This is a genomic window from Terrabacter sp. C0L_2 (assembly GCF_036352015.1).
Taxonomy (GTDB): Bacteria; Actinomycetota; Actinomycetes; order Actinomycetales; family Dermatophilaceae; genus Terrabacter; species Terrabacter tumescens.
In genome coordinates this window covers 709,325-733,175 of the sequence record NZ_CP143557.1, presented here as the reverse complement: position 1 = coordinate 733,175, position 23,851 = coordinate 709,325, and the positions used below count along the sequence as shown (strand labels likewise).

21 protein-coding genes are annotated in these 23,851 nt (G+C 73.1%); 13 read left to right on the top strand and 8 right to left on the bottom strand.

The window, feature by feature from the left end:
• On the top strand, positions 1–1,692 hold the full coding sequence (locus U5C87_RS03455; protein WP_330475249.1) for a DUF4389 domain-containing protein: 1,692 nt from the start codon (positions 1–3) through the stop codon (positions 1,690–1,692).
• Between the two features lie 36 nt (positions 1,693–1,728).
• Here U5C87_RS03455 and U5C87_RS03450 read toward each other — a convergent pair whose 3' ends face one another.
• Positions 1,729–1,917, bottom strand: coding sequence for a hypothetical protein (locus U5C87_RS03450; protein ID WP_030198353.1), 189 nt, complete (start codon positions 1,915–1,917; stop codon positions 1,729–1,731).
• A 206-nt stretch (positions 1,918–2,123) separates the two neighbouring features.
• Here U5C87_RS03450 and U5C87_RS03445 point away from each other — a divergent pair, with 206 nt between their 5' ends.
• Entirely contained in the window at positions 2,124–3,908 is a 1,785-nt protein-coding gene (locus U5C87_RS03445; protein ID WP_330475248.1) for an alkaline phosphatase D family protein, read from the top strand.
• Positions 3,909–3,987: 79 nt separating this feature from the next.
• Here U5C87_RS03445 and U5C87_RS03440 read toward each other — a convergent pair whose 3' ends face one another.
• On the bottom strand, positions 3,988–4,926 hold the full coding sequence (locus tag U5C87_RS03440; protein ID WP_330475247.1) for an alpha/beta hydrolase: 939 nt from the start codon (positions 4,924–4,926) through the stop codon (positions 3,988–3,990).
• Positions 4,927–5,128: 202 nt separating this feature from the next.
• On the opposite strand from U5C87_RS03440, the gene U5C87_RS03435 reads away from it, so the two are divergent.
• From U5C87_RS03435 to U5C87_RS03410, 6 genes are all read left to right on the top strand, one after another.
• Positions 5,129–5,890, top strand: a complete 762-nt coding sequence (locus U5C87_RS03435) for a DeoR/GlpR family DNA-binding transcription regulator (protein WP_330475246.1) — start codon at positions 5,129–5,131, stop codon at positions 5,888–5,890.
• Positions 5,887–6,831: a 1-phosphofructokinase gene (pfkB, locus tag U5C87_RS03430; RefSeq protein WP_330475245.1), complete on the top strand. Its 945-nt coding sequence runs from the start codon at positions 5,887–5,889 to the stop codon at positions 6,829–6,831. Before U5C87_RS03435 ends, pfkB begins: the two co-directional genes overlap by 4 nt.
• Positions 6,832–6,886: 55 nt before the next feature.
• Positions 6,887–8,947 (top strand): PTS fructose transporter subunit IIABC, encoded by a 2,061-nt coding sequence (locus U5C87_RS03425; protein WP_330475244.1) that lies wholly within the window; start codon positions 6,887–6,889, stop codon positions 8,945–8,947.
• Between the two features lie 77 nt (positions 8,948–9,024).
• The gene (locus U5C87_RS03420) at positions 9,025–9,294 is read left to right on the top strand and encodes an HPr family phosphocarrier protein (protein WP_330475243.1); all 270 of its coding nucleotides are present in this window, start codon (positions 9,025–9,027) and stop codon (positions 9,292–9,294) included.
• A 5-nt stretch (positions 9,295–9,299) separates the two neighbouring features.
• Positions 9,300–11,030, top strand: a complete 1,731-nt coding sequence (gene ptsP, locus U5C87_RS03415) for a phosphoenolpyruvate--protein phosphotransferase (RefSeq protein WP_330475242.1) — start codon at positions 9,300–9,302, stop codon at positions 11,028–11,030.
• Positions 11,031–11,176: 146 nt separating this feature from the next.
• Positions 11,177–11,518 (top strand): hypothetical protein, encoded by a 342-nt coding sequence (locus U5C87_RS03410; protein WP_330475241.1) that lies wholly within the window; start codon positions 11,177–11,179, stop codon positions 11,516–11,518.
• A 3-nt stretch (positions 11,519–11,521) separates the two neighbouring features.
• Here U5C87_RS03410 and U5C87_RS03405 read toward each other — a convergent pair whose 3' ends face one another.
• Positions 11,522–13,729, bottom strand: a complete 2,208-nt coding sequence (locus U5C87_RS03405) for an ATP-dependent DNA ligase (RefSeq protein ID WP_330475240.1) — start codon at positions 13,727–13,729, stop codon at positions 11,522–11,524.
• A 76-nt stretch (positions 13,730–13,805) separates the two neighbouring features.
• Here U5C87_RS03405 and U5C87_RS03400 point away from each other — a divergent pair, with 76 nt between their 5' ends.
• The 3 genes from U5C87_RS03400 (at position 13,806) to U5C87_RS03390 (ending at position 17,539) form a co-directional block, all read left to right on the top strand.
• Positions 13,806–14,207 carry a PPOX class F420-dependent oxidoreductase gene (locus U5C87_RS03400; protein ID WP_330475239.1) on the top strand — a complete coding sequence of 134 codons (402 nt, stop codon included), beginning with the start codon at positions 13,806–13,808 and terminating at the stop codon, positions 14,205–14,207.
• 75 nt (positions 14,208–14,282) lie between these two features.
• On the top strand, positions 14,283–16,337 hold the full coding sequence (locus U5C87_RS03395) for a hypothetical protein (protein ID WP_330475238.1): 2,055 nt from the start codon (positions 14,283–14,285) through the stop codon (positions 16,335–16,337).
• The gene (locus tag U5C87_RS03390) at positions 16,334–17,539 is read left to right on the top strand and encodes an NAD-dependent epimerase/dehydratase family protein (RefSeq protein WP_330475237.1); all 1,206 of its coding nucleotides are present in this window, start codon (positions 16,334–16,336) and stop codon (positions 17,537–17,539) included. The genes U5C87_RS03395 and U5C87_RS03390 overlap by 4 nt, the downstream gene beginning before the upstream one ends.
• On the opposite strand, the gene U5C87_RS03385 is transcribed toward U5C87_RS03390, so the two are convergent.
• From U5C87_RS03385 to U5C87_RS03365, 5 genes are read right to left on the bottom strand one after another with little or no spacing between them, the layout of a single operon-like run.
• Positions 17,478–18,320, bottom strand: a complete 843-nt coding sequence (locus U5C87_RS03385; RefSeq protein WP_330475236.1) for a hypothetical protein — start codon at positions 18,318–18,320, stop codon at positions 17,478–17,480. The genes U5C87_RS03390 and U5C87_RS03385 overlap by 62 nt on opposite strands.
• Before the next feature lie 11 nt (positions 18,321–18,331).
• Positions 18,332–19,291 (bottom strand): hypothetical protein, encoded by a 960-nt coding sequence (locus U5C87_RS03380; protein ID WP_330475235.1) that lies wholly within the window; start codon positions 19,289–19,291, stop codon positions 18,332–18,334.
• Positions 19,288–19,989 carry a hypothetical protein gene (locus U5C87_RS03375; protein ID WP_330475234.1) on the bottom strand — a complete coding sequence of 234 codons (702 nt, stop codon included), beginning with the start codon at positions 19,987–19,989 and terminating at the stop codon, positions 19,288–19,290. The genes U5C87_RS03380 and U5C87_RS03375 overlap by 4 nt, the downstream gene beginning before the upstream one ends.
• A gap of 11 nt (positions 19,990–20,000) precedes the next feature.
• Positions 20,001–20,459: a hypothetical protein gene (locus tag U5C87_RS03370; RefSeq protein ID WP_330475233.1), complete on the bottom strand. Its 459-nt coding sequence runs from the start codon at positions 20,457–20,459 to the stop codon at positions 20,001–20,003.
• A complete protein-coding gene (locus tag U5C87_RS03365) occupies positions 20,459–21,754 on the bottom strand; it encodes a hypothetical protein (protein WP_330475232.1) in 1,296 nt (431 codons plus the stop codon). The genes U5C87_RS03370 and U5C87_RS03365 overlap by 1 nt, the downstream gene beginning before the upstream one ends.
• A gap of 123 nt (positions 21,755–21,877) precedes the next feature.
• On the opposite strand from U5C87_RS03365, the gene U5C87_RS03360 reads away from it, so the two are divergent.
• Both U5C87_RS03360 and U5C87_RS03355 read left to right on the top strand, forming a co-directional pair.
• Positions 21,878–22,693 (top strand): UbiA family prenyltransferase, encoded by an 816-nt coding sequence (locus U5C87_RS03360; RefSeq protein ID WP_330475231.1) that lies wholly within the window; start codon positions 21,878–21,880, stop codon positions 22,691–22,693.
• A gap of 82 nt (positions 22,694–22,775) precedes the next feature.
• A complete protein-coding gene (locus tag U5C87_RS03355) occupies positions 22,776–23,846 on the top strand; it encodes a type III polyketide synthase (protein ID WP_330475230.1) in 1,071 nt (356 codons plus the stop codon).
• Positions 23,847–23,851 lie beyond the last annotated feature (5 nt).

The window sequence follows — 23,851 nt, the reverse complement described above, 5'->3', positions numbered from 1 at the left end:
ATGAGTTCCACGAACGAACCCTTCGGTGCCGTCGCCTTCACCAACAGTCCCTCGACCGTGCAGGCGCCCGCGCCTGCGCGCACCGGTCCGTCGCACCCCGGCGGCCGCCATCTCGCCGCCCTCATCATCGGCTGCCTGCTCATCGTGCCGGGGCTGGGCTTGCTCCTCGGCGGGGCGGGCCTCGGCATCACGTATGCCGTCGCGCGTGACAGCGCGGGCTACCTGACCTTCTCGATGCCCGACCTGTCGAGCTCGTCGCCCGCGCTGACGACCGCGGACGCCGTCGTGGCCACGAGTTCCGACGTGCCCTTCTGGGTGCTCGACCGGCTCGAGTTCGACGTGCGCCTGACCGCCACCCCGCTCGAGCCCGGCAAGACGGTCTTCCTCGGCATCGCCCCCGCGGGCAGCCTGTCGACCTACCTCTCCGGTGTCGCCCACGACCAGGTCGTCGGCATCACCGACCCGCGCACCGGCGGGCAGCGCAGTGCCGTGCTGCGGGCCACCCCGGGCGCCGCCACCGCTCCGGCACCGACGACCCAGACCTTCTGGACCGCGTCGGCGACCGGCCCCGGGCAGCAGCAGCTGACCTGGCGGGTCACCGGTGGCCAGTGGGCCGCGGTGATCATGAACGCCGACGGCAGCAGCGGCGTCGCCGTCGCGTCGTCGATCGGCGTGCGTGCCGGCTTCCTGCTGCCGATGGCCTTCATCATGCTCGGCCTCGGGCTCGTCATCTCGGGTGTGGCGGTCGCGCTGATCATCATCGGCGCCTCCGGCAGCCGACCGTCCAGCTACACCCGGCCGCCGGGGTCACCGACCCCCGTGTCCGCGGCTGCTGGCGGCCCGGGCCAGCCGATGATGATGCCCATGGCGGCGTCGACCGGCGTGCCGGTGCAGGCACCGCCCCCGACCGGTGAGCCGGTCGCATGGTCCTCGCACCCGCGGGCGATGAGCCCGGTGGCGCTGGACGCCCGGCTCGACGAGCCGCTGTCGCGCTGGCTGTGGCTCGTCAAGTGGTTCCTCGCGATCCCGCACTTCATCGTGCTCGGCTTCCTGTGGGTCGCCTTCTCGGTGGTCAGCGTCATCGCCTTCTTCGCGATCCTCTTCACCGGCCGCTACCCGCGGGGCCTGTTCGCCTTCAACCTCGGCGTCCTGCAGTGGTCCTGGCGCGTGTCGTACTACTGCGGCAACGGCGGACTCGGCACCGACCGCTACCCGCCGTTCAGCCTGGGTCCCGAGCCGGACTATCCGGCCCGGCTCGACATCGCCTACCCCGAGCGGCTCTCGCGCGGCCTCGTGCTCGTGAAGTGGTGGCTGCTCGCCATCCCGCACTACATCATCCTCGGCCTGCTGCTCGGCGGCGGCGGATGGGTGTGGGAGCGCACCACCCGCAGCGGCGCCCGGATCGACACGTACGGCTGGAGCGTCCTCGGGCTCCTCGTGGCGATCGCCGGGTTCTCGCTCCTGTTCACCGCGCGCTACCCGCGGGCGCTGTTCGACCTCGTCATCGGCCTCAACCGCTGGGTCTACCGCGTCGTCGCGTATGCCGCCCTGATGACCGACGTCTACCCGCCGTTCCAGCTCGACGAGGGAGGCTCGGAGGTCCCGCTCGCTCCACCGTCACAGCTGCCGGCACAGCTGCCGCCGCCGGTGCCGGCCGACCGGACGGAGCCGCCGCGGCAGGTGGACGGCTGACCGCGGGCGCTCGGCTCGCCGGGCCCGGCGTCGGCCTCAGGGACGACGCCGGGTGCCGGACAGCGCGAGCGCCACACCGGCGACGGCCACGACCGGGCCGATGATCGCCCACAGGGTGACGCCCGACATCACGCTCCCGCCGACGTAGCCGAGGCCCTGCAGCAGCCACAGCACCCCGACGAGGACGAGCAGGACGCCGACGATGACGCGGACGGGGTGGGTCATGACGGGCCACATAGCCGGGTGCTCATGTCCCGACGCTACGTCAGGGACCCTCGTCGCGGGAGGTGTCGCGCGGGAGGTGTCGCGGGCAGGTGTCGTGGGCAGGTGTCGTGGGAGACGGCGCCGACCACGGGACGTCACCCGGTCGCCCGACGTCCGTCCACGCATACGCCACCTGAGCGTCACCGCGCGGGCATAGCCTCGCGACCATGACAACGCCGTCCCTCGACCGGCGCACCCTCCTCAAAGGTGTCGCCGCGGCCACCGCCGCACTCGCCGTCCCTCGCGTCTTCGACCCGGCCGCCGCTGCGGCGCCGGCCGGCAAGGGCATCTTCGGCTACGGGATCGCCAGTGGCGACCCGACCGCCGACTCCGTCATCATCTGGACCCGCGCGACGCCGCCGGCCCGCCCCGGCGAGTCCCTCGCCACCCCGGGCAGCGGCCTCGGCCGCCCGATCCCGGTGCGGTGGCAGGTCGCTCGCGACAGCCGGTTCACGCGCGTCGCCGCGCACGGCACCGTGATGACCTCGCCCGACAGCGACCACACGGTCAAGGTCGACGTCACCGGGCTCGACCCCTACACGCGCTACTACTACCGCTTCCAGTCGCTCGGCCAGTTCAGCGACGTCGGTCGCACGCAGACCGCCGGCGACATCGCGGGCGAGACGCACGCGCTCCGGCTGGCCCTCGTCAGCTGCAGCAACTACACCGGCGGTTACTTCACGGCCTACCGCGCCATCGCCGCCCGCGACGACCTCGACTTCGTGCTCCACGTCGGCGACTACATCTACGAGTACGGCAACGGCGCCGACCGCTACGGCCCCGCCGCCCTCATCGGCACGCGCGACAGCCAGCCGCCGACCGAGACCATCGACCTGCTCGGCTACCGCCTGCGGCACGCCCTGCACAAGGCCGACCCGGACTGTCGGGCCGCGCACCAGGCGCTGCCGTGGATCACGATCTTCGACGACCACGAGGTCGCCAACAACGCCTGGGCCGGCGGCGCGCAGAACCACCAGGCCGACGAGGGTCCCTACCTCGAGCGCCGCGCGCAGGCCATGCAGGCCTACCTCGAGTGGATGCCGTTCCGCATGCCCGACCAGACGGTGCCGCACCGGGGCACGCGCTTCTTCAAGCGGTTCACCTTCGGCGACCTCGGCGACCTGTCGATCCTCGAGACGCGGCAGAACCGCAGCGCCCAGGTGACGGCGCCCGGCGTGCCCTTCGACGGCTTCGTCCCGATCGGGGTCAGCCCGGCGATCGACGGCGCCATCGCCTCGCCGGCCCGTCACCTGCCCGAGCCCGAGCAGCTGACGTGGCTCAAGGACGGCCTCGCCCAGCAGGGGCGGCAGTGGCACCTGCTCGGCAACCAGGTCATGGTCGCGCCCGTGCTCTACCCCGGGGCTGCCCTCGGCGCGCCGGGCTACACCTTCGTCAACGCCGACCAGTGGGACGGCTACACCGCCGACCGCACGAGCCTGCTGACGCACCTCGAGGCGCAGCCCGCAGCGGCCGGCGACGCCGTGGTGCTGACCGGCGACATCCACGCCTCGTTCTCGTGCGACCTACCCGTGACCTCGTCGCCGGGGCAGTCGTCCTACTCCTCGGCCGGCGTCGAGTTCGTCTGCCCGTCGGTGACGAGTGACGGCTTCTACGAGGTGCTGGGATCGACGGCCCAGCTCAAGGGCAAGCCGCCGGAGGTCGTCGTCGGCGCCACCCGCCAGGCCATCGGCGCCGCGCAGCAGCTCAACCCGTGGCTGCGCTACATCGACGGCGTCAGCCACGGCTTCGTCGTCATCGACGTGACGCCCGAGCGCGTGCAGGCCGACTACCACCACACGCCCGTGCCGACGAGTGCGCTGCCCGACCCGCGGGTCGTCCCGACGGTGCTGCCTGGCTACACGCGCAGCCTCCAGACGCTGGCCGGCACCCGGCGCCTCTCGCCCGCCGCCGGACCGGTCGGCCCGCGCTCAGACCAGCCACACGGCGACTGACAGTCCGTCGGGAACTGGGCACTCGACGAGAAGTGAACGTCGAGTGCCCAGTTCCCACGGGGAACGATTCCTCGAGTGCTCAGTTCCCGACGGCGCCCGCGGGGGTGAGGTGGGCGTCGAGCCAGTCGACGATCTCGACCTCGACTTCGTCGCGGTTGGTCTCGTTGAGGATCTCGTGCCGCGCGTCGGGCCACAGCGTCATCGTCACGTCGCGCACCCCGAGCCGGCGCAGCTGGTCGGCGACCTGGCGCACTCCCTTGCCGTTGGCCCCCACCGGGTCCTTGTCGCCCGAGGCGAGGTGGACCGGCAGGTCCTTGGGCACGCGGGCGGCGGACGCGTCGGTGTTGACGGTCTCGAGCCCGCGGAGCAGGTCGGCGAAACCGCCTGCGCTGAAGACGAACCCGCAGTCCGGGTCGTTGATGTACTTGTCGACCTCGGCCGGGTCCCGCGAGAGCCAGTCGAAGTCGGTACGGGTCGGCTTGAAGGCCTTGTTGTACTGCCCGAAGCTCAGCGTGTTCATCAGGCCGCTCGTGTGGGCGTGGCCGCGGAGCCGGGCCTGGGTCGAGGCGAGGAAGATGCCCACCTTGCCGATCGCGCCCGCCCCACCCGACGTGCCCGAGAGCACGAGGCCGGCGAGCTCGGAACCGTACGACGCGGCATACCCCCTCGAGATGAACGAGCCCATGCTGTGGCCGAGGAGGAAGACGGGCAGGCCGGGCTGCTCCTCCCGTGCCCGTTCGGTCACCGCGTGCAGGTCGTCGATGACGGTCTGCCAGCCGTTGCGCTCCGCGAAGAAGCCGCGGGCGCTCGAGGTCTTGCCGTGGCCGCGGTGGTCGGAGGCGTAGACGGCGTAGCCGTGGTCGGTGAGGCGCTGGGCGAAACGGGCGTAGCGGCTGGAGTGCTCGGCGAGCCCGTGCGCGATCTGCACGACCGCCTTGGGCGCCCCGTCCGGGAGCCAGCGGTTGACGAAGACCTCGGTGCCGTCGGGCGTGGTGAGGCTGAAGGTGGCGCTCTGCATGGCCGAACTGTATGCCGCGGGGTCGCCGCCGCGCGGGCATCCGGGCGCAGATCTCGATGTCCGTTTGCGCCCACTCCTGCCCCGATCCCACAAAAACGGGTGACCGAATCTATTTACATGGGACCGATCCGGTGGTTTCCTAGATCCACCGGCCCGACGGGGGACCGGGCGACGACGGTCAAGACGAGGACGAGGGAGTCCGATGTACGCAGCGGAGCGGCAGCAGCGGATCATCGCGGAGGCACGTCGTGCCGGCCGCGTCGAGGTCACCGCGCTCGCCGACTCCCTCGGGGTCGCCGCCGAGACCGTCCGCCGCGACCTCACCGCCCTCGAGCGCCGCGGCTCCCTGCGCCGGGTCCACGGCGGCGCGATCCCCGTCGAACGCCTCGAGGTCGAGCCCACCCTCGCCACCCGCTCCGGCCGGCTCGCCGACGTCAAGCGCCGCATCGCCGCCCGCGCCCTCGACGAGCTCCCGAGCGGCGGCAGCATCATCCTCGACGCCGGGTCGACCACCCTGGCCGTCGCCGAGATGCTCCCGCCCGACCTCGACCTCACGGTCCTGACCAACAGCCTCGCGGCCGCGACCGTCCTGTCGACGCACCCGGGCATCAAGCTCTACCTCCTCGGCGGACGCGTCCGCGGGACGACCGGCGCCGCCGTCGGCGACTGGGCCACGGGCGCCCTCGCCGACGTCGTCGTCGACGTCGCGATCATCGGCACCAACGGCCTCTCCGTCGCCCGCGGCCTGACGACGCCCGACCAGTCCGAGTCGCTCGTCAAGCGCGCGATGGTCGACTCCGCCCGCAAGTGCGTGGTCCTCACCGACTCGAGCAAGGCCGGTGACGACCACCTCCACCGATTCGCCCAGCTCGCCGACGTCGACGTCGTCATCACCGACACCGACCTCGACGACGACGTCGCCGCCGAGATCCGTGCGGCCGGACCGGAAGTGGTGACCGCATGATCGTGACCCTCACCCCCAACCCGAGCATCGATCGGGCCGTCCTCATCGACGCGCTGCGTCGGGGCGAGGTGCACCGGGCCAGCAGCAGCCGGATCGACCCGGGCGGCAAGGGGGTCAACGTCTCCCGGGCGCTCGCAGCCCAGGGCGCGGCGACCACCGCCGTCCTGCCGAGCGGTGGACCCGAGGGCCACCTGCTCGAGGAGCTCCTCGACGCGGCCGGCGTCACCTACGCCTCGGTCCCCGTGCGCGGCTCGGTCCGGATGAACATCAGCGTCCTCGAGCCCGACGGCACGACGACCAAGCTCAACGAGCCCGGCCCCGACCTGTCGCCCGACGAGGTCGAGGCGCTCGTTGCCAGCACCCTCGAGCGCGCCGAGGGGGCCCAGTGGGTCGTCGGCTGCGGCAGCCTCCCGCCCGGCGCGCCGACCGACCTGTATGCCGTCCTCGTCACGCGGGTGCGCGAGCGCGGTGGCCGCATCGCCATCGACTCCTCCGGCGCACCCTTCGCGGCCGCCGTCGCCGCCCGCCCGCACCTCATCAAGCCCAACCACGAGGAGCTCGCCGAGCTCGTCGGCCACGACCTCCCGACGCTCGGGCACGTGCGTGACGCAGCGGAGGAGCTCGTCGCCGCCGGCATCGACGTCGTCGCCGTCAGCCTCGGCGGCGACGGCGCCCTGCTCGTGACGGGCGACGGGTGCTCGCACGCCCGCGCCACGATCACGGCCCCCCTGTCCACCGTGGGCGCCGGCGACTGCATGCTCGCCGGCCTGCTACACGGCCTGTCCACCGGCCTCGACCCCGCGGACGCGCTCCTCACGGGGGTGACGTGGGGCGCCGCGGCGGTCACCCTCCCGGGGAGCCGAGTGCCCGCACCCGAAGACCTCGACGGCATACGCGCTGAGCTGACCCGCGAGCCCGACTTCGACCGCGTCCTCTCGTGACGCGGCCCCAGACGCCGAACACCTCGATCGTCTCGATCCTCCGAAAGGAAATGACATGTCCCTGATCACCGAAGACCAGGTCGTCCTCGACCTCACCGGTGCCGATCGCCACGAGGCGACCCGGAGGCTCGGCGAGCGACTCGTCGCCACGGGCCGCTGCACCGATCTCGACCAGTTCCTCGCCGACGTGCGCAAGCGCGAGGAGACGATGGCGACCGGCCTGCCCGGCGGCATCGGCATCCCGCACGCCCGCAGCACCGCGATCACCGAGCCGTCGCTCGTCTTCGGGCGCGCGACGGAGGGTGGTGGCATCGACTGGGGCGCCAAGGACGGCCCGGCCACGCTCGTCTTCCTCATCGCGGCCCCCGAGGGCGGCGGCGACGCGCACATGCAGATGCTCCCCAAGCTCGCCCGGGCGCTCATGAAGAAGGACTTCAAGGCGGCGCTCGCCGCGGCCACGACCGAGGCCGAGGTCGTCCGGATCGTCAGCGCCGAGGTCGAGCTCGACCAGCCCGCGGGCGCTGCTGCCGGCGCTGCTGCCGCCGACACGACCGGTGCGGCGGCCCCGGCCGCGAAGCGCGCGCTCAACCTCGTCGGCGTCACGTCGTGCCCGACCGGCATCGCCCACACCTACATGGCGGCCGAGGGACTCGAGAACGCCGCCAAGGCCGCGGGCCACACGATCCTCGTCGAGACGCAGGGCTCGGCCGGCTCCAAGCCGCTCAGCGCAGCGCAGATCGCCGCGGCCGACGCCGTCATCTTCGCCCACGATCTGCCCGTCAAGGACGCCCGCCGCTTCGCCGGCAAGCCCCTCGTCGACGTCGGCGTCAAGAAGGGCATCTCCGACGGCCCCGCGCTCGTCTCCCAGGCCGAGCAGCTCGTCGCCGAGTGGGACGCCGACCCGGCCAAGCGCGAGGCAGCCGCTGCTGCTGCTGCCGCTGCGGGCCCGACCGGCGGCCTCACCTCGAAGGTCGAGGAGGGCGCGAGCACCGGCACCAAGATCCGCCAGTGGCTCATGACCGGTGTGTCCTACATGATCCCGTTCGTCGCGGCCGGCGGCATCCTCATCGCCCTGTCCTTCATGCTGGCCCAGGTCGCGCTCGGTGAGACCGGCGCCATCGAGATCGTGAAGTACAACCTCACCTCGCCCGACCAGTACAACATCGCCCAGAACTTCAGCGTCGGCAGCCTGACCTCGTGGGCCGCGCTGCTCTTCGTCATCGGTGGTGCGTCGTTCGGCTTCCTCGTGCCGATCCTGTCCGGCTTCATCGCCTTCGCCATCGCCGACCGCCCGGGCCTCGTCCCCGGCATCGTCGGTGGCTCGGTGGCCGCGACGATGGGCGCCGGCTTCCTCGGCGGTCTCGTCACCGGCCTGCTCGGCGGCTTCGTCGCCCGGTGGGTCTCCGGCTGGAACGTCGCCAAGGGCGTCCGGGGCGTCATGCCCGTGGTCGTGATCCCGCTGCTCAGCTCGCTCATCACGATCGGCCTGTTCATCACCGTGCTCGGCCGCCCGATCAAGGGCCTCACCGACGGCCTCAACAGCTGGCTGACCGGCATGACCGGTGCGAGCGCGATCATCCTCGGCATCATCCTCGGCGCCATGATGGGCTTCGACCTCGGTGGCCCCGTCAACAAGGTGGCCTACGCGTTCGCCACCACGGGTCTCGCAGCGGCCGGTGCCTCCACGGACGCGCCGCAGCTGAAGATCATGGCCGCCGTCATGGCCGCCGGCATGGTGGCCCCCCTCGCCATGGCCCTCGCCACGACGATCCGCCCGCACCTCTTCTCCGAGCCCGAGCGCGAGAACGGCAAGGCCGCCTGGCTGTTGGGCTTCTCGTTCATCTCGGAGGGTGCGATCCCGTTCGCGGCGGCCGACCCGGTGCGCATCATCGCCAGCTCGGTCGTCGGCTCGGCCGTCACCGGTGCGCTCGCGATGGCCTTCGGCACGACGCTGCGCGCCCCGCACGGAGGCATCTGGGTGCTGCCGCTCATCGGCAACTTCCTGCTCTTCCTCGTGGCGCTCGCCGTCGGCGTCATCGTCATGACCGGCATCGTCGTGGCCCTGAAGTCGCGCGAGCACAACCTTGCGGAGATCGACGCGACCGCTACGGTCTGAAGCAGGGCGTGATCCCGATCGCCGTCTGATCCTCACCGTCAGCACGACCACCCGTTTCCACACAAAGGAGCACGTCCATGGCATCCCGCACCGTCACCATCGCCTCCTCGGTGGGCCTGCACGCCCGCCCGGCAGCCCTCTTCGTCGAGGCGGCCAGCGCCTCGGGCCTCGACGTCGAGATCGCCAAGCCGGGGGAGGACCCGGTCGACGCGACGAGCATCCTCGGTGTCATGGCCCTCGGGGCCAGGCACGGCGAGGAGGTCGTCCTGACCGCCGACGGCGACGGCGCCGAAGAGACGCTCGACTCGCTCGTCGAGCTCCTCTCGCGCGACCTCGACGCGGAGTAACGAGCATGGCCGACTCGGAGACCCAGCCGGAGACCCAGCCGGAGACCCAGCCGGAGACCCGGACGGAGACACGGCACGGCATCGGCGTGAGCCCGGGCACGGCATACGGACCGGTGGTGCAGGTCGCACCGCCGGTCCGGCCGCCGGCCGGTGAGGGCGCGGTCGACGACCAGGAGGCGGCGCTCGCCGACGTGCGCGCAGCCTTCGAGTCGGTCGCCGTCGCGCTCGAGGAGCGGGCCACGCGGGTCGACGACACGGCCCAGCAGATCCTCAAGGCGACGGCCCTCATCGCGCGCGACAAGGGCCTCGTCAAGGCGGCCGCCAAGGAGCTCGCCGCCGGGCACGGGCGGGCCCACTCCATCGACAACGCGGTGGAGACGTATGCCGCGCAGTTCGAGGCGCTCGGCGGCTACTTCGCCGAGCGGGTGGCCGACCTGCGCGACGTCGGATCACGCGCTGTCGCAGCGGTGCTCGGTGTCCCGGCTCCCGGCGTGCCATCCTTCTCCGAGCCGAGCGTCATCGTCGCCGAGGACCTCGCGCCCGCCGAGACGGCGACGCTCGACCGACGCCTCGTCGTCGGGATCGTCACCGAGGCCGGCGGCCGCACGAGCCACACCGCGATCCTCGCCGCGCAGATGGGCATCCCGGCCGTCGTGCAGCTCGCGGGTGCCACGGAGATCCCGGCCGGCACCCCGGTCGCGCTCGACGGCGACACCGGTGAGGTGACGATCGCCCCCGACCCGGAGCTCGTCGCCGCCCAGCGCGAGCGCGCCGCTCGCCGGGCCGACGCGCTCGCCCACCTCTCGGGGCCCGGGCGCACGTCTGACGGCGCCGAGATCGCCCTTCTCGCCAACATCGGCGGCGTCGAGGACGCCGTCGCGGCCGGGGCCCAGGACCTCGAGGGGGTCGGACTCTTCCGCACCGAGTTCGTCTACCTGTCGGCGACCAAGGCGCCGACGGTCGAGGAGCAGACCGAGATCTACCGCGGCGTCTTCGCGCCCTTCGAGGGCCGCCGCGTCGTCGTGCGCACCCTCGACGCCGGCGCCGACAAGCCGCTGAAGTTCGCCGACCTCGGGCCGGAGGAGAACCCGGCCCTCGGGCGCCGCGGCCTGCGCCTGTCGGCCGAGCGGCCCGACCTGCTCGACGCCCAGCTCGAGGCGCTGGCCATTGCCGCCCGTGAGACCGGCGCCGACGTGCGGGTCATGGCGCCGATGGTCGCGACCGCCGAGGAGGCGGCCTGGTTCGCGCGGCGCGTCCGCGAGAACGGCCTGCCCAAGGCCGGCGTCATGATCGAGGTGCCCGGCGCGGCCCTCCGGGCCCACGACGTGCTCGGCGAGGTCGACTTCGGCTCGCTCGGCACCAACGACCTCGCGCAGTACACGATGGCTGCCGACCGCATGCAGGGCGCGCTGTCCGACCTGCTCGACCCGTGGCAGCCCGGCGTGCTCGACGTCGTCGGCCTCGCCTGCGAGGGCGCCGCCCGGGCCGACCGGCCGATCGGGGTCTGCGGCGAGTCGGCGGGCGACCCGCTGCTCGCGCTCGTCCTCGTCGGGCTCGGCGTCACGTCGCTGTCGATGGCACCGAGCAAGGTGCCGGTCGTGCGGCTCGCCCTCTCGCTGCACTCCGTGGCCGAGTGCCAGGCGATCGCCGAGGCCGCCCGGGGCTCGCGCACCGCCGTCGACGCCCTGAACGCCGTCCGCGAGGCCGCGCGCTCCGAGCTCACCGACCTGCTCTGACGGGCAGGACGGCATACGTCGTCCGGCGAAGCCGCGCGCGGGAGTGAGCACTCTCATAGGTGCGAAGGACGTTGCTCGGCAAGGCTGCTCGATAGACTCGAGACGGACGTCGAGAGAACGGCGCCCACGCGGCAAAGGAGCTCGACATGAGCACAGCCAGCCTCTACATGGACCGGGTCCGACTCGAGGACGGGTACCACGAGGACGACCTCCCCTTCATCGAGCACGCGCTGACGCAGCTGTTCGGCCAGCTCGAGCGCTTCGACCCCTCGATGGTCCACATCGGGCTGCGGGTCAAGGACCGCGGGCAACCGGGCATGCACACCTCCGTCGAGGTCTGCATCAGCGGTCTGCCGACCGTCATCGGCGTGTCGAGCCTGACCGACACCAAGGACGCGCTCAAGGACGCAGAGGCCAAGGTCGTCGCGCAGCTGCGCGAGGCCGCCGACCGCCATCACGACCGTCGGCCCCGCCAGGCCCGCCACTGAGCGTCAGCCGGGCTGACGCGACTGCGCCGACAGCACGTCGGCGAGGTCGTAGCTGACCGGCTCGTCGAGCTGCTCGTAGGTGCACGACTCGGGGGTGCGGTCCTCGCGCCACCGGACGAACTGTGCCGTGTGCCGGAAGCGGGCGCCCTCCATGTGGTCGTAGCGCACCTCGACGACGCGCTCGGGTCGCAGCGGCACGAAGGACAGGTCCTTGCCGTTGTTCCACCGGGAGTACTCCGACGAGCGCGGCGTGCGCAGGCTGCCGTCGTCGGTGGGCTGGCCCCAGTTCCAGGGGTGCTCGTCCCACTCGGCGACGAGCGGCTGGAGCTCCTCGAAGAGCTCCTTGCGGCGCGCCATCGGGAAGGCGCCGATGACGCCGACCGAGGCGAGCTGCCCGTCGTCGCCGTAGAGCCCGAGCAGCAGCGAGCCGATCGCGTCGGGCCCGCTCTTGTGCACGCGGTAGCCGGCGACGACGCAGTCTGCGGTGCGCTCGTGCTTGATCTTGAACATCAGGCGCTTGTCGGGCTCGTAGGCGACGTCGACCGGCTTGGCGATGACGCCGTCGAGCCCGGCGCCCTCGAACTGGGTGAACCAGCCCTTGGCGACGTCGCGGTCGGCGGTGGCCGCAGTCAAGTGGATCGGTGCCTGGGCGCCGGCCAGCGCCTTCTCGAGGGCGGCCCGTCGCTCGGCGAACGGCTTGTCCAGGTAGGACTCCTCGCCCAGGGCGAGCAGGTCGAAGGCGACGAACGACGCGGGCGTCTCGGCGGCGAGCTTCTTGACGCGCGAGGCCGCCGGGTGGATGCGCTGCTGGAGCAGGTCGAAGTCGAGCCGATCGCCGGACTCGGGTGACACGAGGACGATCTCGCCGTCGATGACGCACTTCTCCGGGAAGTTCGCGAGCACGGCCTCGACGACGTCGGGGAAGTAGCGCGTCATCGGCTTCTCGTTGCGCGACCCGATCTCCACGAGGTCGCCGGACCGGAAGATGATCGAGCGGAACCCGTCCCACTTCGGCTCGTAGAGCACGTCGACCTTGACGGCCGAGAAGTCCTTGACCGGCTTGGCGAGCATCGGCGACACGGGCGGGACGACTGGCATGCCCCACGTGGTGCGCAGGTCGGCGTCGCGTTCGGCCTTGGGCGCCATGTACTCGCCGTCGGCCTTGTCGGTGCGCCGCTTGCTCGGCTGCACGCGCGGCGGCTCGCCCGGCATCTTCGGGTAGTCGGGCGGGAAGTTCAGCTCGCCGAGGCCGCGCTCGTGGACATCCTTGTCCCACAGGGTGATCGCGGCTGCGACGTCGCCGACCTCGTCGTCGATGCCGGCCCACGCGTCACCGCGGTCGGCGACGAGAGCCGGCACGGTGCGTACGGTCAGCTCCTTGGGGTCGACCGAGCCGAGCTCGTCCCACGTGACCGGGGTCGAGACCGGCGCCCACGCGAGCGGGCGGGGGGAGTAGGCCGACGCGATGGTGCGGTCGCGGCAGGCCTGGTTGAAGTCGACGAAGACCTTCTCGCCGCGCTCCTCCTTCCACCACGAGGTCGTGACGAGGTCGGGGAGGCGGCGCTCGAGCTCGCGGGCGATGCCGATGACGCCGTGTCGCACGTCGAGGAACTCGTGCGTCGGCGCCACGCGGGCGTAGACGTGGACGCCGCGGTTGCCGGACGTCTTGGCCCACGCGGTGAGGCCGATCTCGGCCATCACCTCACGGAGGGCGTATGCCGCCTCGACCGCGTCCGTGAAGCCGCGGCCGGGCTGTGGGTCGAGGTCGATGCGCAGCTCGTCGGGCTTGTCGACGTCGGCGGTGCGCACCGGCCACGGGTGGAAGGTGATGGTGTTCATCTGCGCCGCCCACACGGCATCGGCGATCTCGTCGATGACGAGCTGCGGGTGCCGGCGACCCGACGGATAGGTGCACATCACGGTGCGGGTGTGATCGGGGACGCCCTTGGGCGGGTTCTTGGAGAAGAACTCCTCGCCCTCGATGCCCTCGGGGAAGCGCTGGAGCGTCACCGGTCGGTCGCCGAGCGCCCGGAGCATGGGGTCGGCGACGGCGACGAGGTACTCGGCCAGGTCGAGCTTCGTGACAGGCCGGCCGTCGGCCATCCCGGCGGCGGGCCACAGCACCCGGTCGGGGCTCGAGATGCGCACCTCCCGCACCCCGTCAGGGCTCGACGAACTGGGCGCTGCGACGACGGCGGGCTTGGCGCTCACCCGCCGATCGTAGCCACGGGGTCCGACGGTGCCGCTGAAGCGAGGTCGATGAACGGTCAACGGGTATGTCTCCGCCATGACCCAGGCGCCCACGCTCCACAACCTCGGCGGCGAACGCTTCGTGCTGCTGACGACCTACCGCCGCTCCGGCGAGCCGGTCCCGACCCCCGTGTGGGTGCTCCCCGACGCCGGGGCCGCGATCGTGAGCACGCCCGAGGGCGCCGGCAAGCTCAAGCGCCTGCGCAACGACCCGCGCGTCACGATCCAGCCGTGCGACCGCCGCGGCAACGTCGAGGAGGGCGCCCCGGTCGTCGAGGGTCGCGCCGAGATCATCACCGACTCCGCCGCGTCCGAGGCCGTGAACCGCCGGCTCTCGCGCAAGTACGGCGTCGAGTTCCGCATCTTCATGGCCATCGAGTGGGTCGTGCGCCGCGGCAACAGCAACCGCGTCGTCGTCCGGATCACCCCGACCGCCTGACGCGGCCGACGAGGGTCCACCGGCCTTTCTGCGCGATCCCGACCGGGCGGGTGGTTGCGCTGGTTTCATGGGGGAATGCGGCCCTCCGGCGTCGCCGAATCGCCTGACCCCGCGGACGCGATCGTCGTCCGGGGACGCGACCCCGCGCTCCTGGCCGACGCGGTGCGCCGCCTGCTGCCGACCACGGCCCTGTCTGGGCGGGCAGTCCTCCTCGCGCGGCTCTCACCTCCGACGCCGGCGTCCGCGTCGGTGGTGCACGTCGTCGTCGACGCGCTCGTCGAGGCCGGGTGCGAGGTGTCCATCGCGGGCCGGCTGGCGAGTCGGGACCGCGACCGTGGGCACCGCTCCGTGGGGGCGCTCGCGCACGCGGCGGGCCTCACCGGCCGCACGGAACGGGGGAGGCCGTATGCCGTCCTCGACCTCGCCGACGACCTCGTGCCCTCCCCGGCCCCCGCGACGAGCGTCCTCGCCGGGCTGCCGGTGCCGCGGGCGTGGCTGACGGCGGACACCCGCGTCGTCGTGGGGCGTGCCGTCACCGACCTCGTCGACACGTATGCCGGGTGCCTCGACACGCTGCTCCAGGCCGTCCCCGAGGTGGCGGGGTGCGAGCCCGCGGATCTCGCCGCCGAGGTGGCGCGGCACCCCGGCCCGCACCTCGCGGTGCTCGACGCCCTCGACACGAGCGGTGGCGCCGACGGTGGTCGGCTCCCGCAGGTCACCGAGACGGACACGGTCGTCGTCGCGCGCGACCCCGTGCTGGCGGACGTCACGCTCGCCGGTCTGCTCGGCGTGGACCGGTCCAGTTCGTCGCTGGTCGGGCGAGCCGTGACGCTCCTCGGGGAGCCTGGCGGTGGCGTCGAGGGCGATCTGCAGCCCTTCGCCCCGGTCGCTCACGCCCACCCCCTCGCGGTGAGAGCGGCCCGTCGGGTGGCCCGCGACACCCGCCTGGCGCGGGTTCTCAGCGCCGCGACGGGAGGTCCAGACGTAGGGTCGGTCGCCGCCGACCCCGTGCTCGCGGCCCTGCGACCCATCGTGACCGAGGCCGTCCGGGCCGCCGCCGACCCGGTCGGACAGGCTGGACTCGTCGCCCTGCTCGGGCTCGCCGCGACGCTCTCGGCCGGCGGGGAGGCTTGGGCCGCGACGATGGACAAGTCCAAGGTCGAGCGGCGGGTCGTCCCCCTCGGGTTCGACCCCGCCGACCACCCGGACGCCGACTACGACGCGCTCCCCACCCAGCTCGCCGCCATCGACGCGGTCGTCGACCGGCTGCCGAGGAGCGAGGACCCGGACGCGCTGCGGTGGTGCCTCGTCGACGGCGCGACCGTCTTCGAGGTCCGTCGGATCGTCGCGGCCGACTTCGACGCGTGGGTCGAGCGCGTCGACGTCGCCGAGGGCATCAGCCTCATGGCCGACTACATCGGCGGCCGAAGGGTGCTCGTCGGCGAGCCCAGTCCCACAGAAGCCCCGGGTGGCTCACGGCAGCGGCAGGCCGAGCGCAACCTCTACCTGCCCCAGCCGAACTACCTGGCCGCGTGGGGCGGCGAGCCGATCGACGTCTGCAAGATCGAGCTCGTCGAGCGCGGGCCGGACCGCCACCGGCTGCTCTGGCGCACCGTCTCGAGCCCGAACGGCTCCGCTGCGCACGACGACGGCACCCTCACCTTCGAGCGCACCGGCGACGGCGCCACCCTGGTGACGATCCGGGGCCGTCAGCTCTTCACGCTTCCACCCGTGCTCGACGCGGTCGACCTGCCGTCGGTGCCGGAGCTGCACGGGCCCCTCCTGGAGGAGGCCTACCGGCGCTTCTTCACCGCCACCTTCGACAACCTCGAGGCCTGCTTCGAGGGCCGCGAGCACCGCATCGGCCGTCCTCCGCCGGACCCGTCGGAGCCGCTGCTCACCGAGTCGGTCCGGATGCTCGTCGACGCCCTCACCTCGCGCCTCGGGGTGGGGGACCAGCAGCGCGAGCACGGGAGTCCGGCCGCCCGGGGTGGCGCGCCCGACCCGGCCCTCGACGTGCACGGGTTCCGCCACGTCCCCGGCCCCCGCAGCCGCCCTCGCAGCCGTGACACCGGCCCGGCAGCTGCGCGTGCTGACGGTGGCTCGATCGACGAGGCGGCGACCTCATGAGGGTCGCCGTCACCGGAGCCACGGGGCTGGTCGGCCACCACGTCGCCGCGGCAGCACTGACCGCCGGCCACGAGGTGGTCGCCGTGACCCGTCCCGGACGCCGGCTGCCCCAGCGGCTGCTCGCCCTGGGTGAGGTCGGTCAAGAGCGGGCGAGCCTGACCGACCCGGTCTCGCTCGCGCGCGCCTTCGAGGGCGTCGACGCGCTGGTGCACTGCGCGGCCGTCTACTCCTACGACGCCGCGGCCACCGCGGAGCTCGCCGACGTCAACGTCGCCGGGACCCGCGCCGTGCTCGAGGCGGCTGCGGCAGCCGGCGTCACCCGCGCCGTCGTCACGAGCTCGGCGGTGACCCGCGGCTCGAGCCTGCAGCCGCTGCCGCGGGACGAGCGCCACCACCTCGGCACCGAGCCCGCGCCGGGGTACTACGCGAGCAAGGTTCGCCAGGAGCAGACGGCCCTCGACGTCGCCGAGCGCACCGGGCTCGAGGTGGTGCTCGCGCTGCCGACCGTCGTGCTCGGAGGACCCTACGACCGGCTGGGCCCGAGCAACGCCATCGTGCTGCGCTACCTGCTCGACCCCACCCGCAGCACGTTCTCCGGAGGCTGCAACGTCGTCGACGCCCGCGACGTGGGCGCGGGGCACGTCACCCTGCTCGAGCGCGGCGAGCCGGGGGAGCGCTACCTCCTCGCCGGCGAGGACGTCTCGTGGCGCACGCTGCACGGCCTCGTCGCCGACCTGGCCGGCGTCGGACAGCCGGTCCTCCAGCTCCCGGCGGGGGCAGCCTGGCTGGCCGCCGGCGCGGCGGAGGCCTGGGGTCGACTCACGTCGTCGTCGCCACTGTCGACGCGCGAGGAGGCCTCGACGGTCGGGCGCTACTACTGGTATGCCTCCGACCGGGCCCGCACGATCGGGTATGCCGCCCGCCCGGCTCGCGAGGCCGTGGCCGCCTCCCTCGCGTGGCTGGTCATCGGACCGGACCTGCCGCGCTTCGTGCGGGAGTCGCTGCGCCTCGCCCCGGCGGTGCGGGCCGCCCGTCCGCTCGAGCCCCGAGCCCTCCCCGGTCCCGTGGATGCCGGGACGGGTTCGGGACCGGGCTCCGAGGCCGGGACCGAGGGTCGTGACCCGAGCTCCGGCCGGCCGCTCACTGCTCGACGAAGACCGCCACGTCCAGCTCCGCCTCGACGCCGCCCGTCACGAGGATGACCCCCTCGTAGCGCTCACCCGGCCGCACCACGTCTGCCGCGAGGTCGACCTCGAGCAGGACGTCGTGCTCGGAGCCGGCCGGGATGGTGACGCCGTCGGGGTCCAGGCGCAGCTCGAGCTCGACGTGCCGACCCGAGTCGGGTTGCAGTCGTCCGGCCGACAGCAGCACCTTGCGGGCGCGCGGGTGGGCGTTCGACAGCGTGACCCGGCCCGTCGCCGTGTCTCCCGGACGACCGTGCAGGGTCACGGCGGCCCTCCCCGCGCCGGCGCCGGTCTCCGCGTGTGCCTCGGCTCCGACCGGTTCCGCTGCAGGCCCGGTGACGACGACATCGGTGTGCTCTCCGCCCTCACCAGGATCCGCGGCGTCGCCGGCACCGTGACGGTGACCGTCACGGTGCGCAGCGTGCGTTGCGGGCTCAGGCGCAGGCCGGCGCCCCGTCCCTGCTCGCGTTCCGGTCCGCGTGCCTGCCCGTGCACCGGCACGCGTCGCGGAGCGGGTGTCTGCGATGACCCGGGCCATGCTGCGGCTGCTGATGGCGACGAGGCTGCCGGCCACGTCGAGCCCGAGCTCCCCGACGTCCTTCCAGTAGCGGGCGCCCTCACGGCTGACCGCCTCGACCCAGGCCCGCCCGGCCGTGGTCGGGTCCACCTCGGAGGTCAGCGTGGCGCGGCCCAGCTCGATCGACTGCCGCGCGAAGTCCGCCTGCGCCGACCAGGCGTCGCGCGCCAGCTCGGTGATGCGGGCGAGCATCTCGTCCTGGCCCCTCGCGTTCGACGACATCACGTGCCTCCTCAGCAGCAGCCGCAGTCGCAGCCGGCCTGCACCGGGTCGCACCGCGACGGGCTCACGACGACGGCCACGCGCAGTGGACGGGAGCACCCCTCGAAGCGCACGTCGGCGTAGGCGCACGCGCACGCGTCGAGGTCGCCCGGCAGGCGGCCCTGGCCCATCCCCACGTGGGTGTCGAGCCCGACGTGGGAGCCCTCCTTCTGGCCCGGACCGGCGGCCTCGGAGCCCTTGCCGCCACCCGGGCCACCTTGCCCGTCTCCGCCGTCACCGCCCTGGCCGGCGGTGGTCGTGACGCCGATGACGAGCCGCACGATGCGGTCCTCGCACGGCGCGAGGGTGAGCTGCTCCTCCTCGAGCACCGCGACGACGGCGAGGTCGGTGTCGGTGCCCACGTGCCAGGGGCCCACCGCCAGCGTGACCGGGCGCTCGCGGCGCCAGGCGTTGTGCAGGGCCAGCGGGATGATCCGCCGTTCGCCGACGCGCGTGCGGACCACGACGTCCGCGTCGGGCACGCAGCAGTCGCAGGCGTCCCGGCAGCCGCACGCCGAGCCGTGGTGGTCATGACCGTGGTCGTGGTCGTGGTCGTGGTCGTGGTGGTGGTCGTGGTGGTCATGCCCGTGGTCGCCGCACCCGCATCCACCACTACAGCCACAGCCACAGCCGTGCCGGTCCGTCCCGCAGCAACAGTCGTCAGGTCCGGTGTGGTGGCCGTGGTCATGGTGCGCGTGGTGGTCATGGTCGTGGTGATGGGCTCCGTGGTCGTAGCCACCGTGCTCGTGGGCGGGCCGGGAGCGCGGCTGCCCCCAGGCCGGCCACGGCGAACCGGACCCCGCGCTGCTGCTGCCCATGAAGGGCGCGGTCATCTCGTCCCAGAGAGACTGCGAGGCGTCGGTCCACTGCTGGACGGCGTCGACCCAGCCGGTCCGCAACGAGGTGAACAGGTCTGGCGTGGAGGTGCTCATGACTTCGACTCCGATCGGTCTCGCGGAAGGATGACGACGTCCAGGTCGGCGATGCCGACGGGGACGGCAGCGGTGTGTCGCCGGGCGGGGTCGAGGCCGGGCGGGACCTCGAGCCGGGCGGCAAGGGTGACGGTTCGGCCGGGCTCGACGACCGCGGGGGCGTCGAGGGTGAGGACGACGTCGGGGCCCGGGTCCGGGCCACCGTCGTCGGTGCGGGCCATCGCGAGTGCAGCAAGCGGCATACGCACGTTGCCCGTGTTGGTGACGACGAGGGTCACGTCCTGGCTGCCCTCGCCGGCGAGGACGCGGCGGGGACTCACCTCCAGCGCGAGGTGGGGCGCCACGTCGACCACGACGGGACGGCGCACCCCGCCGAGCTCCATCTCGGCCTCGTGCCGACCCGGTGGCGTGCTGGCGGGCAGGGGCACGACGACCGGGACCTCGACCGTGTGGCCCCGCGGGATGATGGCGCTCGCCGCGCCCGTGACGGCCTCACCACCGAGGTGCAGCGTGGGGCGTCGGACGACGAGCCTTTCCGCCGAGACGTTCTCGACGGTCACCGTGGTCGTGAGCCGCCCCGGAGGCCCGGCGAGCACGATCGCGTCGTCCGGCTCCGCCCCGGGCGGTCGCCGCCGGGACGGGCGGGCGGGTGACGAGGCGGCCTTGGCGGTGGCCGGCTTGCGCCGTGGGGTCGGCATGGCGGCGTCCCCTACAGGTCGATGACGACGGGGCCGTTGGGGACGGGGCGCACGTGCGTCGACGTGCGGCCGCGCACCGTGACGGCGAAGACCTCGAGCCCGAGCACCGACCAGCTCCACTGCTGCTCGTAGGGGGTCGACACCTCGGTCGGCGGCGGTGGGGCGAGCTCGAGACGCACGCACGAGTCGACGGCGACGGGCTTCAGGTCGACGACCGACGCCGAGTCGATCTTCGAGGTGGTGTCGACGGCCGAGGTCGAGTCCAGCTTGGCGGTCGAGTCGAGCTTCGAGGTCGAGTCGACGGTCGTCGTCACCGGAGCGAGCGCGACCTTCGAGTCGGTGTGCACCGTGTTGTCGCCCGCGAGGGTCAGCTTCATGTCGTCGAGACCGGCGAGCTGGCTCGTGACGTCGGCCGTGACGTCGCTGCCCACGCTGCCGCTCAGCGCGGTGTCGATCGAGTAGGTGGCCATCAGTGCTCTCCTGACTGGACGGTGCGCGGTGGGTCGGGCGGTGGGTCGGGACGTGCGTCGGGCGGTGATGCGAGAGGTGCCTCGGGGCTGACGAGGTAGGAGTGGTGGAAGCCGAGCCGGGGGTCGGCCCAGTCCGACAGGCCGGGGTCGATCTCGCCGAGCTCCGGCATGACGATGCGGTCGCGCAGCTCGAGCGACGGGTAGTCGTAGACGCTGATGTGGTTCTGCCCCCGGTTGGCCGTGAAGAGCAGAGTCTGGTCGGCCGAGAGCTGGCACGCGTAGATGCCGTCGATGAGCGAGCCCCGGCTCACCCGGAACGACTCGGCGAAGAGGTTGGCGTTGCTCGCGACGTTGGCCCGCATGAAGGCCTCGGCGAGCGTGTTGAGCGACTGGCGCGGGTAGGCCCAGGACTCGAGGGCGCCCGGGTGCTCGTCGACGAGGCGGTGGTGGGTCATCGTCTCGAGGTCGACGAGGACGACGGTGTGGCTGCCCCCGGTGCAGAAGATGAGCTCGCTGTCCGAGATGGTCACGTCCGAGTTGATGTGCGCGGGCACGTCGCGGTCGGCGACCCAGTGGCGCAGCACCTGGCCGTGCTCGGCGTCGATCTCGAACGCATACTGCCTCAGCCAGGCCATGCCCCAGTGCGCGTAGTCGGTCCGGTCGGCGGGGTGCACCCGGAAGGACACGGCGTAGAAGACGTCGAGGACCGGGTGGCACACGACGTGCCAGCACGTCGTCGGGAGCGTCACCGTGCGGACCTCACCCGAGACGGTGTCGAGGATGCCGACCTCGCGGGCCTCGCCGCGCGACGGGTGATCCATGCCGCCGTAGACGACGTAGCGGCCCGACGCGGTGCGTTTCATCGCGTGCGGCACCTTGAGCCCGTGCGGCGCGAGGACCTCGGCCTTGGTGAGCCGGTTGACGTCGAAGGTCCACAGGTGCTCGCCGATCGCGGTGACGAACGTCGTGTCGTCGAGCCACACGAGGTGGGTGCTGCCCTTGATGGTCGTGTCGGGCACCTCGAAGCGCAGCGTCGAGACCCGGTCGACCTCCTCGAGGGTGGCGAGGTCGTAGAAGAGCAGGTGCTGGCCGGTGTTGCCCAGGAAGCCGATTCGCCGGCTCGGGTCGACGCTCGGGGCGTGGCCGCCGGACGCGCCGTGGAAGTAGCTGACCTTGTAGGAGTGGTCGCCGGTCACGGGGTCGTAGCGGAACAGGCACACGCCGGCCCTACCCTCGAGGCCGTTCAGCCCGTTCCCGTCGAGGGCGACGTGGAACGCGTAGGGGTAGTCACGCATCGGCAGCCCCGACTGCTTCGGTTCCGCGGATCCGGCGCACGGTCGTCACGCCGACTCCTCAGGCTAGCGCCGGGCCGTGGGGGCCTGTCGGGAAACGGGGGATTCGCGCCGTAGGCTCGGCGCGTGCCGGTCGGGCGAGGGAGAGCGACGCTGCAGGGTCTCGCGCTCGCGTGCCATCCCGGCCCCACCGTCGCCGTCACCGTCCTCACCGGGCTGCTCGCGGCGTCGGGCGGGCACACGCCGTCCCGCGGGCTGCTCGTGACTGCAGCGGTGCTCACGGGTCAGCTGTCCATCGGCTGGAGCAACGACCTGCTCGACGCCGCCCGGGACCGGGCCGTCGGGCGCGCGGACAAGCCGATCGCGCGGGGCGCCGTGCCCGAGCGGACGGTGCGCGCTGCCACGGTGGCTGCCCTCGTGGCCACCAGCGTCATGTCGCTGGCGTGCGGCGTCGCCTCCGGCCTCGTGCACCTCCTGCTCGGCGTGGCGTCGGGCTGGGCCTACAACGTGTGGTTCAAGCGGTCCGTGCTCTCCCCGCTGCCGTATGCCGTCGCCTTCGCCGCGCTGCCCGCCGTCGTCACGCTCGCGCTGCCGGAGCCGGTGTGGCCGGCGCCCTGGGTCATGGTGACCGGGGCGCTCCTCGGGGTGGGCGCCCACCTGCTCAACGCCCTGCCCGACCTCGCCGACGACGAGGCCACCGGCGTGCACGGCCTGCCGCAGCGGCTGGGTGGTCGGACCGTGCGGTGGCTCGCGCCCGCCGTGCTTCTCGCCGGGACCGTGGTGGCCGCTGCCGGACCCGGCATCGACGCGGCGGGTCTGCTGCTCCTGGGGGTGTGTGCGGTGCTCGCCGGCGTCGCGGTGCTGGGGCGCGGCCGGCTCCCGTTCATGGCGGCGGTCGGCATCGCGCTCGTCAACGTCGTGGCCCTCGTCGTCCGCCCCTGAGCCGAGCGACGGTCGCGTCGGAGGGCGCCGGCTGTCCAGCGTCATGACGTCACCCCTCCATGGTCGGCCTAGGGTGTGCAGGGTGAGCCACCTTGCGGCCGTCCGGGGAGTCCTCCCAGAGCACACCTACGCCCAGGCCGACGTCACCGCGGCCTTCGCCGACGTGCTCGGCTCGGTCGGGTCCGACCGGGCGCTGCTCGAGCGCTTCCACGCCAACGCCGGCGTCAGCCAGCGACACCTCGCCCTCCCGCTCGAGCGCTACTGGCAGCTCGCGGACTTCGGCGCGGCCAACGACGAGTTCATCCGCGTCGCCACCGAGCTCGGCTCGCACGCCGTCACCAAGGCGCTCGCCGCCGCCGGTCTCAGCCCGCGGGACGTCGATCTCGTCATGTCGACGACGATCACCGGGCTCGCCGTCCCGTCGATCGAGGCGCGGGTCGCGGCCGAGATCGGCCTGCGCGACGACGTGAAGCGCATCCCGCTCGTCGGGCTCGGCTGCGTGGCAGGAGCTGCCGGCGTCGCGCGGGTCCACGACTACCTGCTCGGCCACCCCGACGACGTCGCCGTGCTGCTCTCCGTCGAGCTGTGCAGCCTCACGGTCCAGCGCGACGACCGGTCGGTCGCCAACCTCGTCGCCAGCGGGCTCTTCGGTGACGGCGCCGCGGCCGTCGTCATGGTCGGCGCCGACCGCGCCGCAGCCCTCGCGCCCGGCCAGCCGCGCGTCGTCGCCACCCGCAGCCGCCTCTACCCGGAGACCGAGCGCGCCATGGGCTGGGACGTCGGCGCCACCGGCCTGCGCATCGTCCTCGGCGCCGAGGTGCCCGACCTCGTGCGGGCCAACGTGCGCGGCGACGTCGACGGCTTCCTCGCCGACCAGGGCCTGACCCGCGCCGACATCGGCTGGTGGGTCGCCCACCCCGGTGGCCCCAAGGTGCTCGAAGCCATGGAGGAGGCCCTCGAGGTCGACCGCGAGGCGCTCGGCGTCACGTGGCGCTCGCTCGACCGCATCGGCAACCTCAGCTCCGCGTCCGTGCTCCACGTGCTCGCCGACACCCTCGCCGACCACACGCCCGAGCCCGGCTCGTGGGGCGTGCTCATGGCGATGGGCCCCGGCTTCTGCCTCGAGCTCGTCCTGCTCCGCGCGGCCGACTGAGGCGC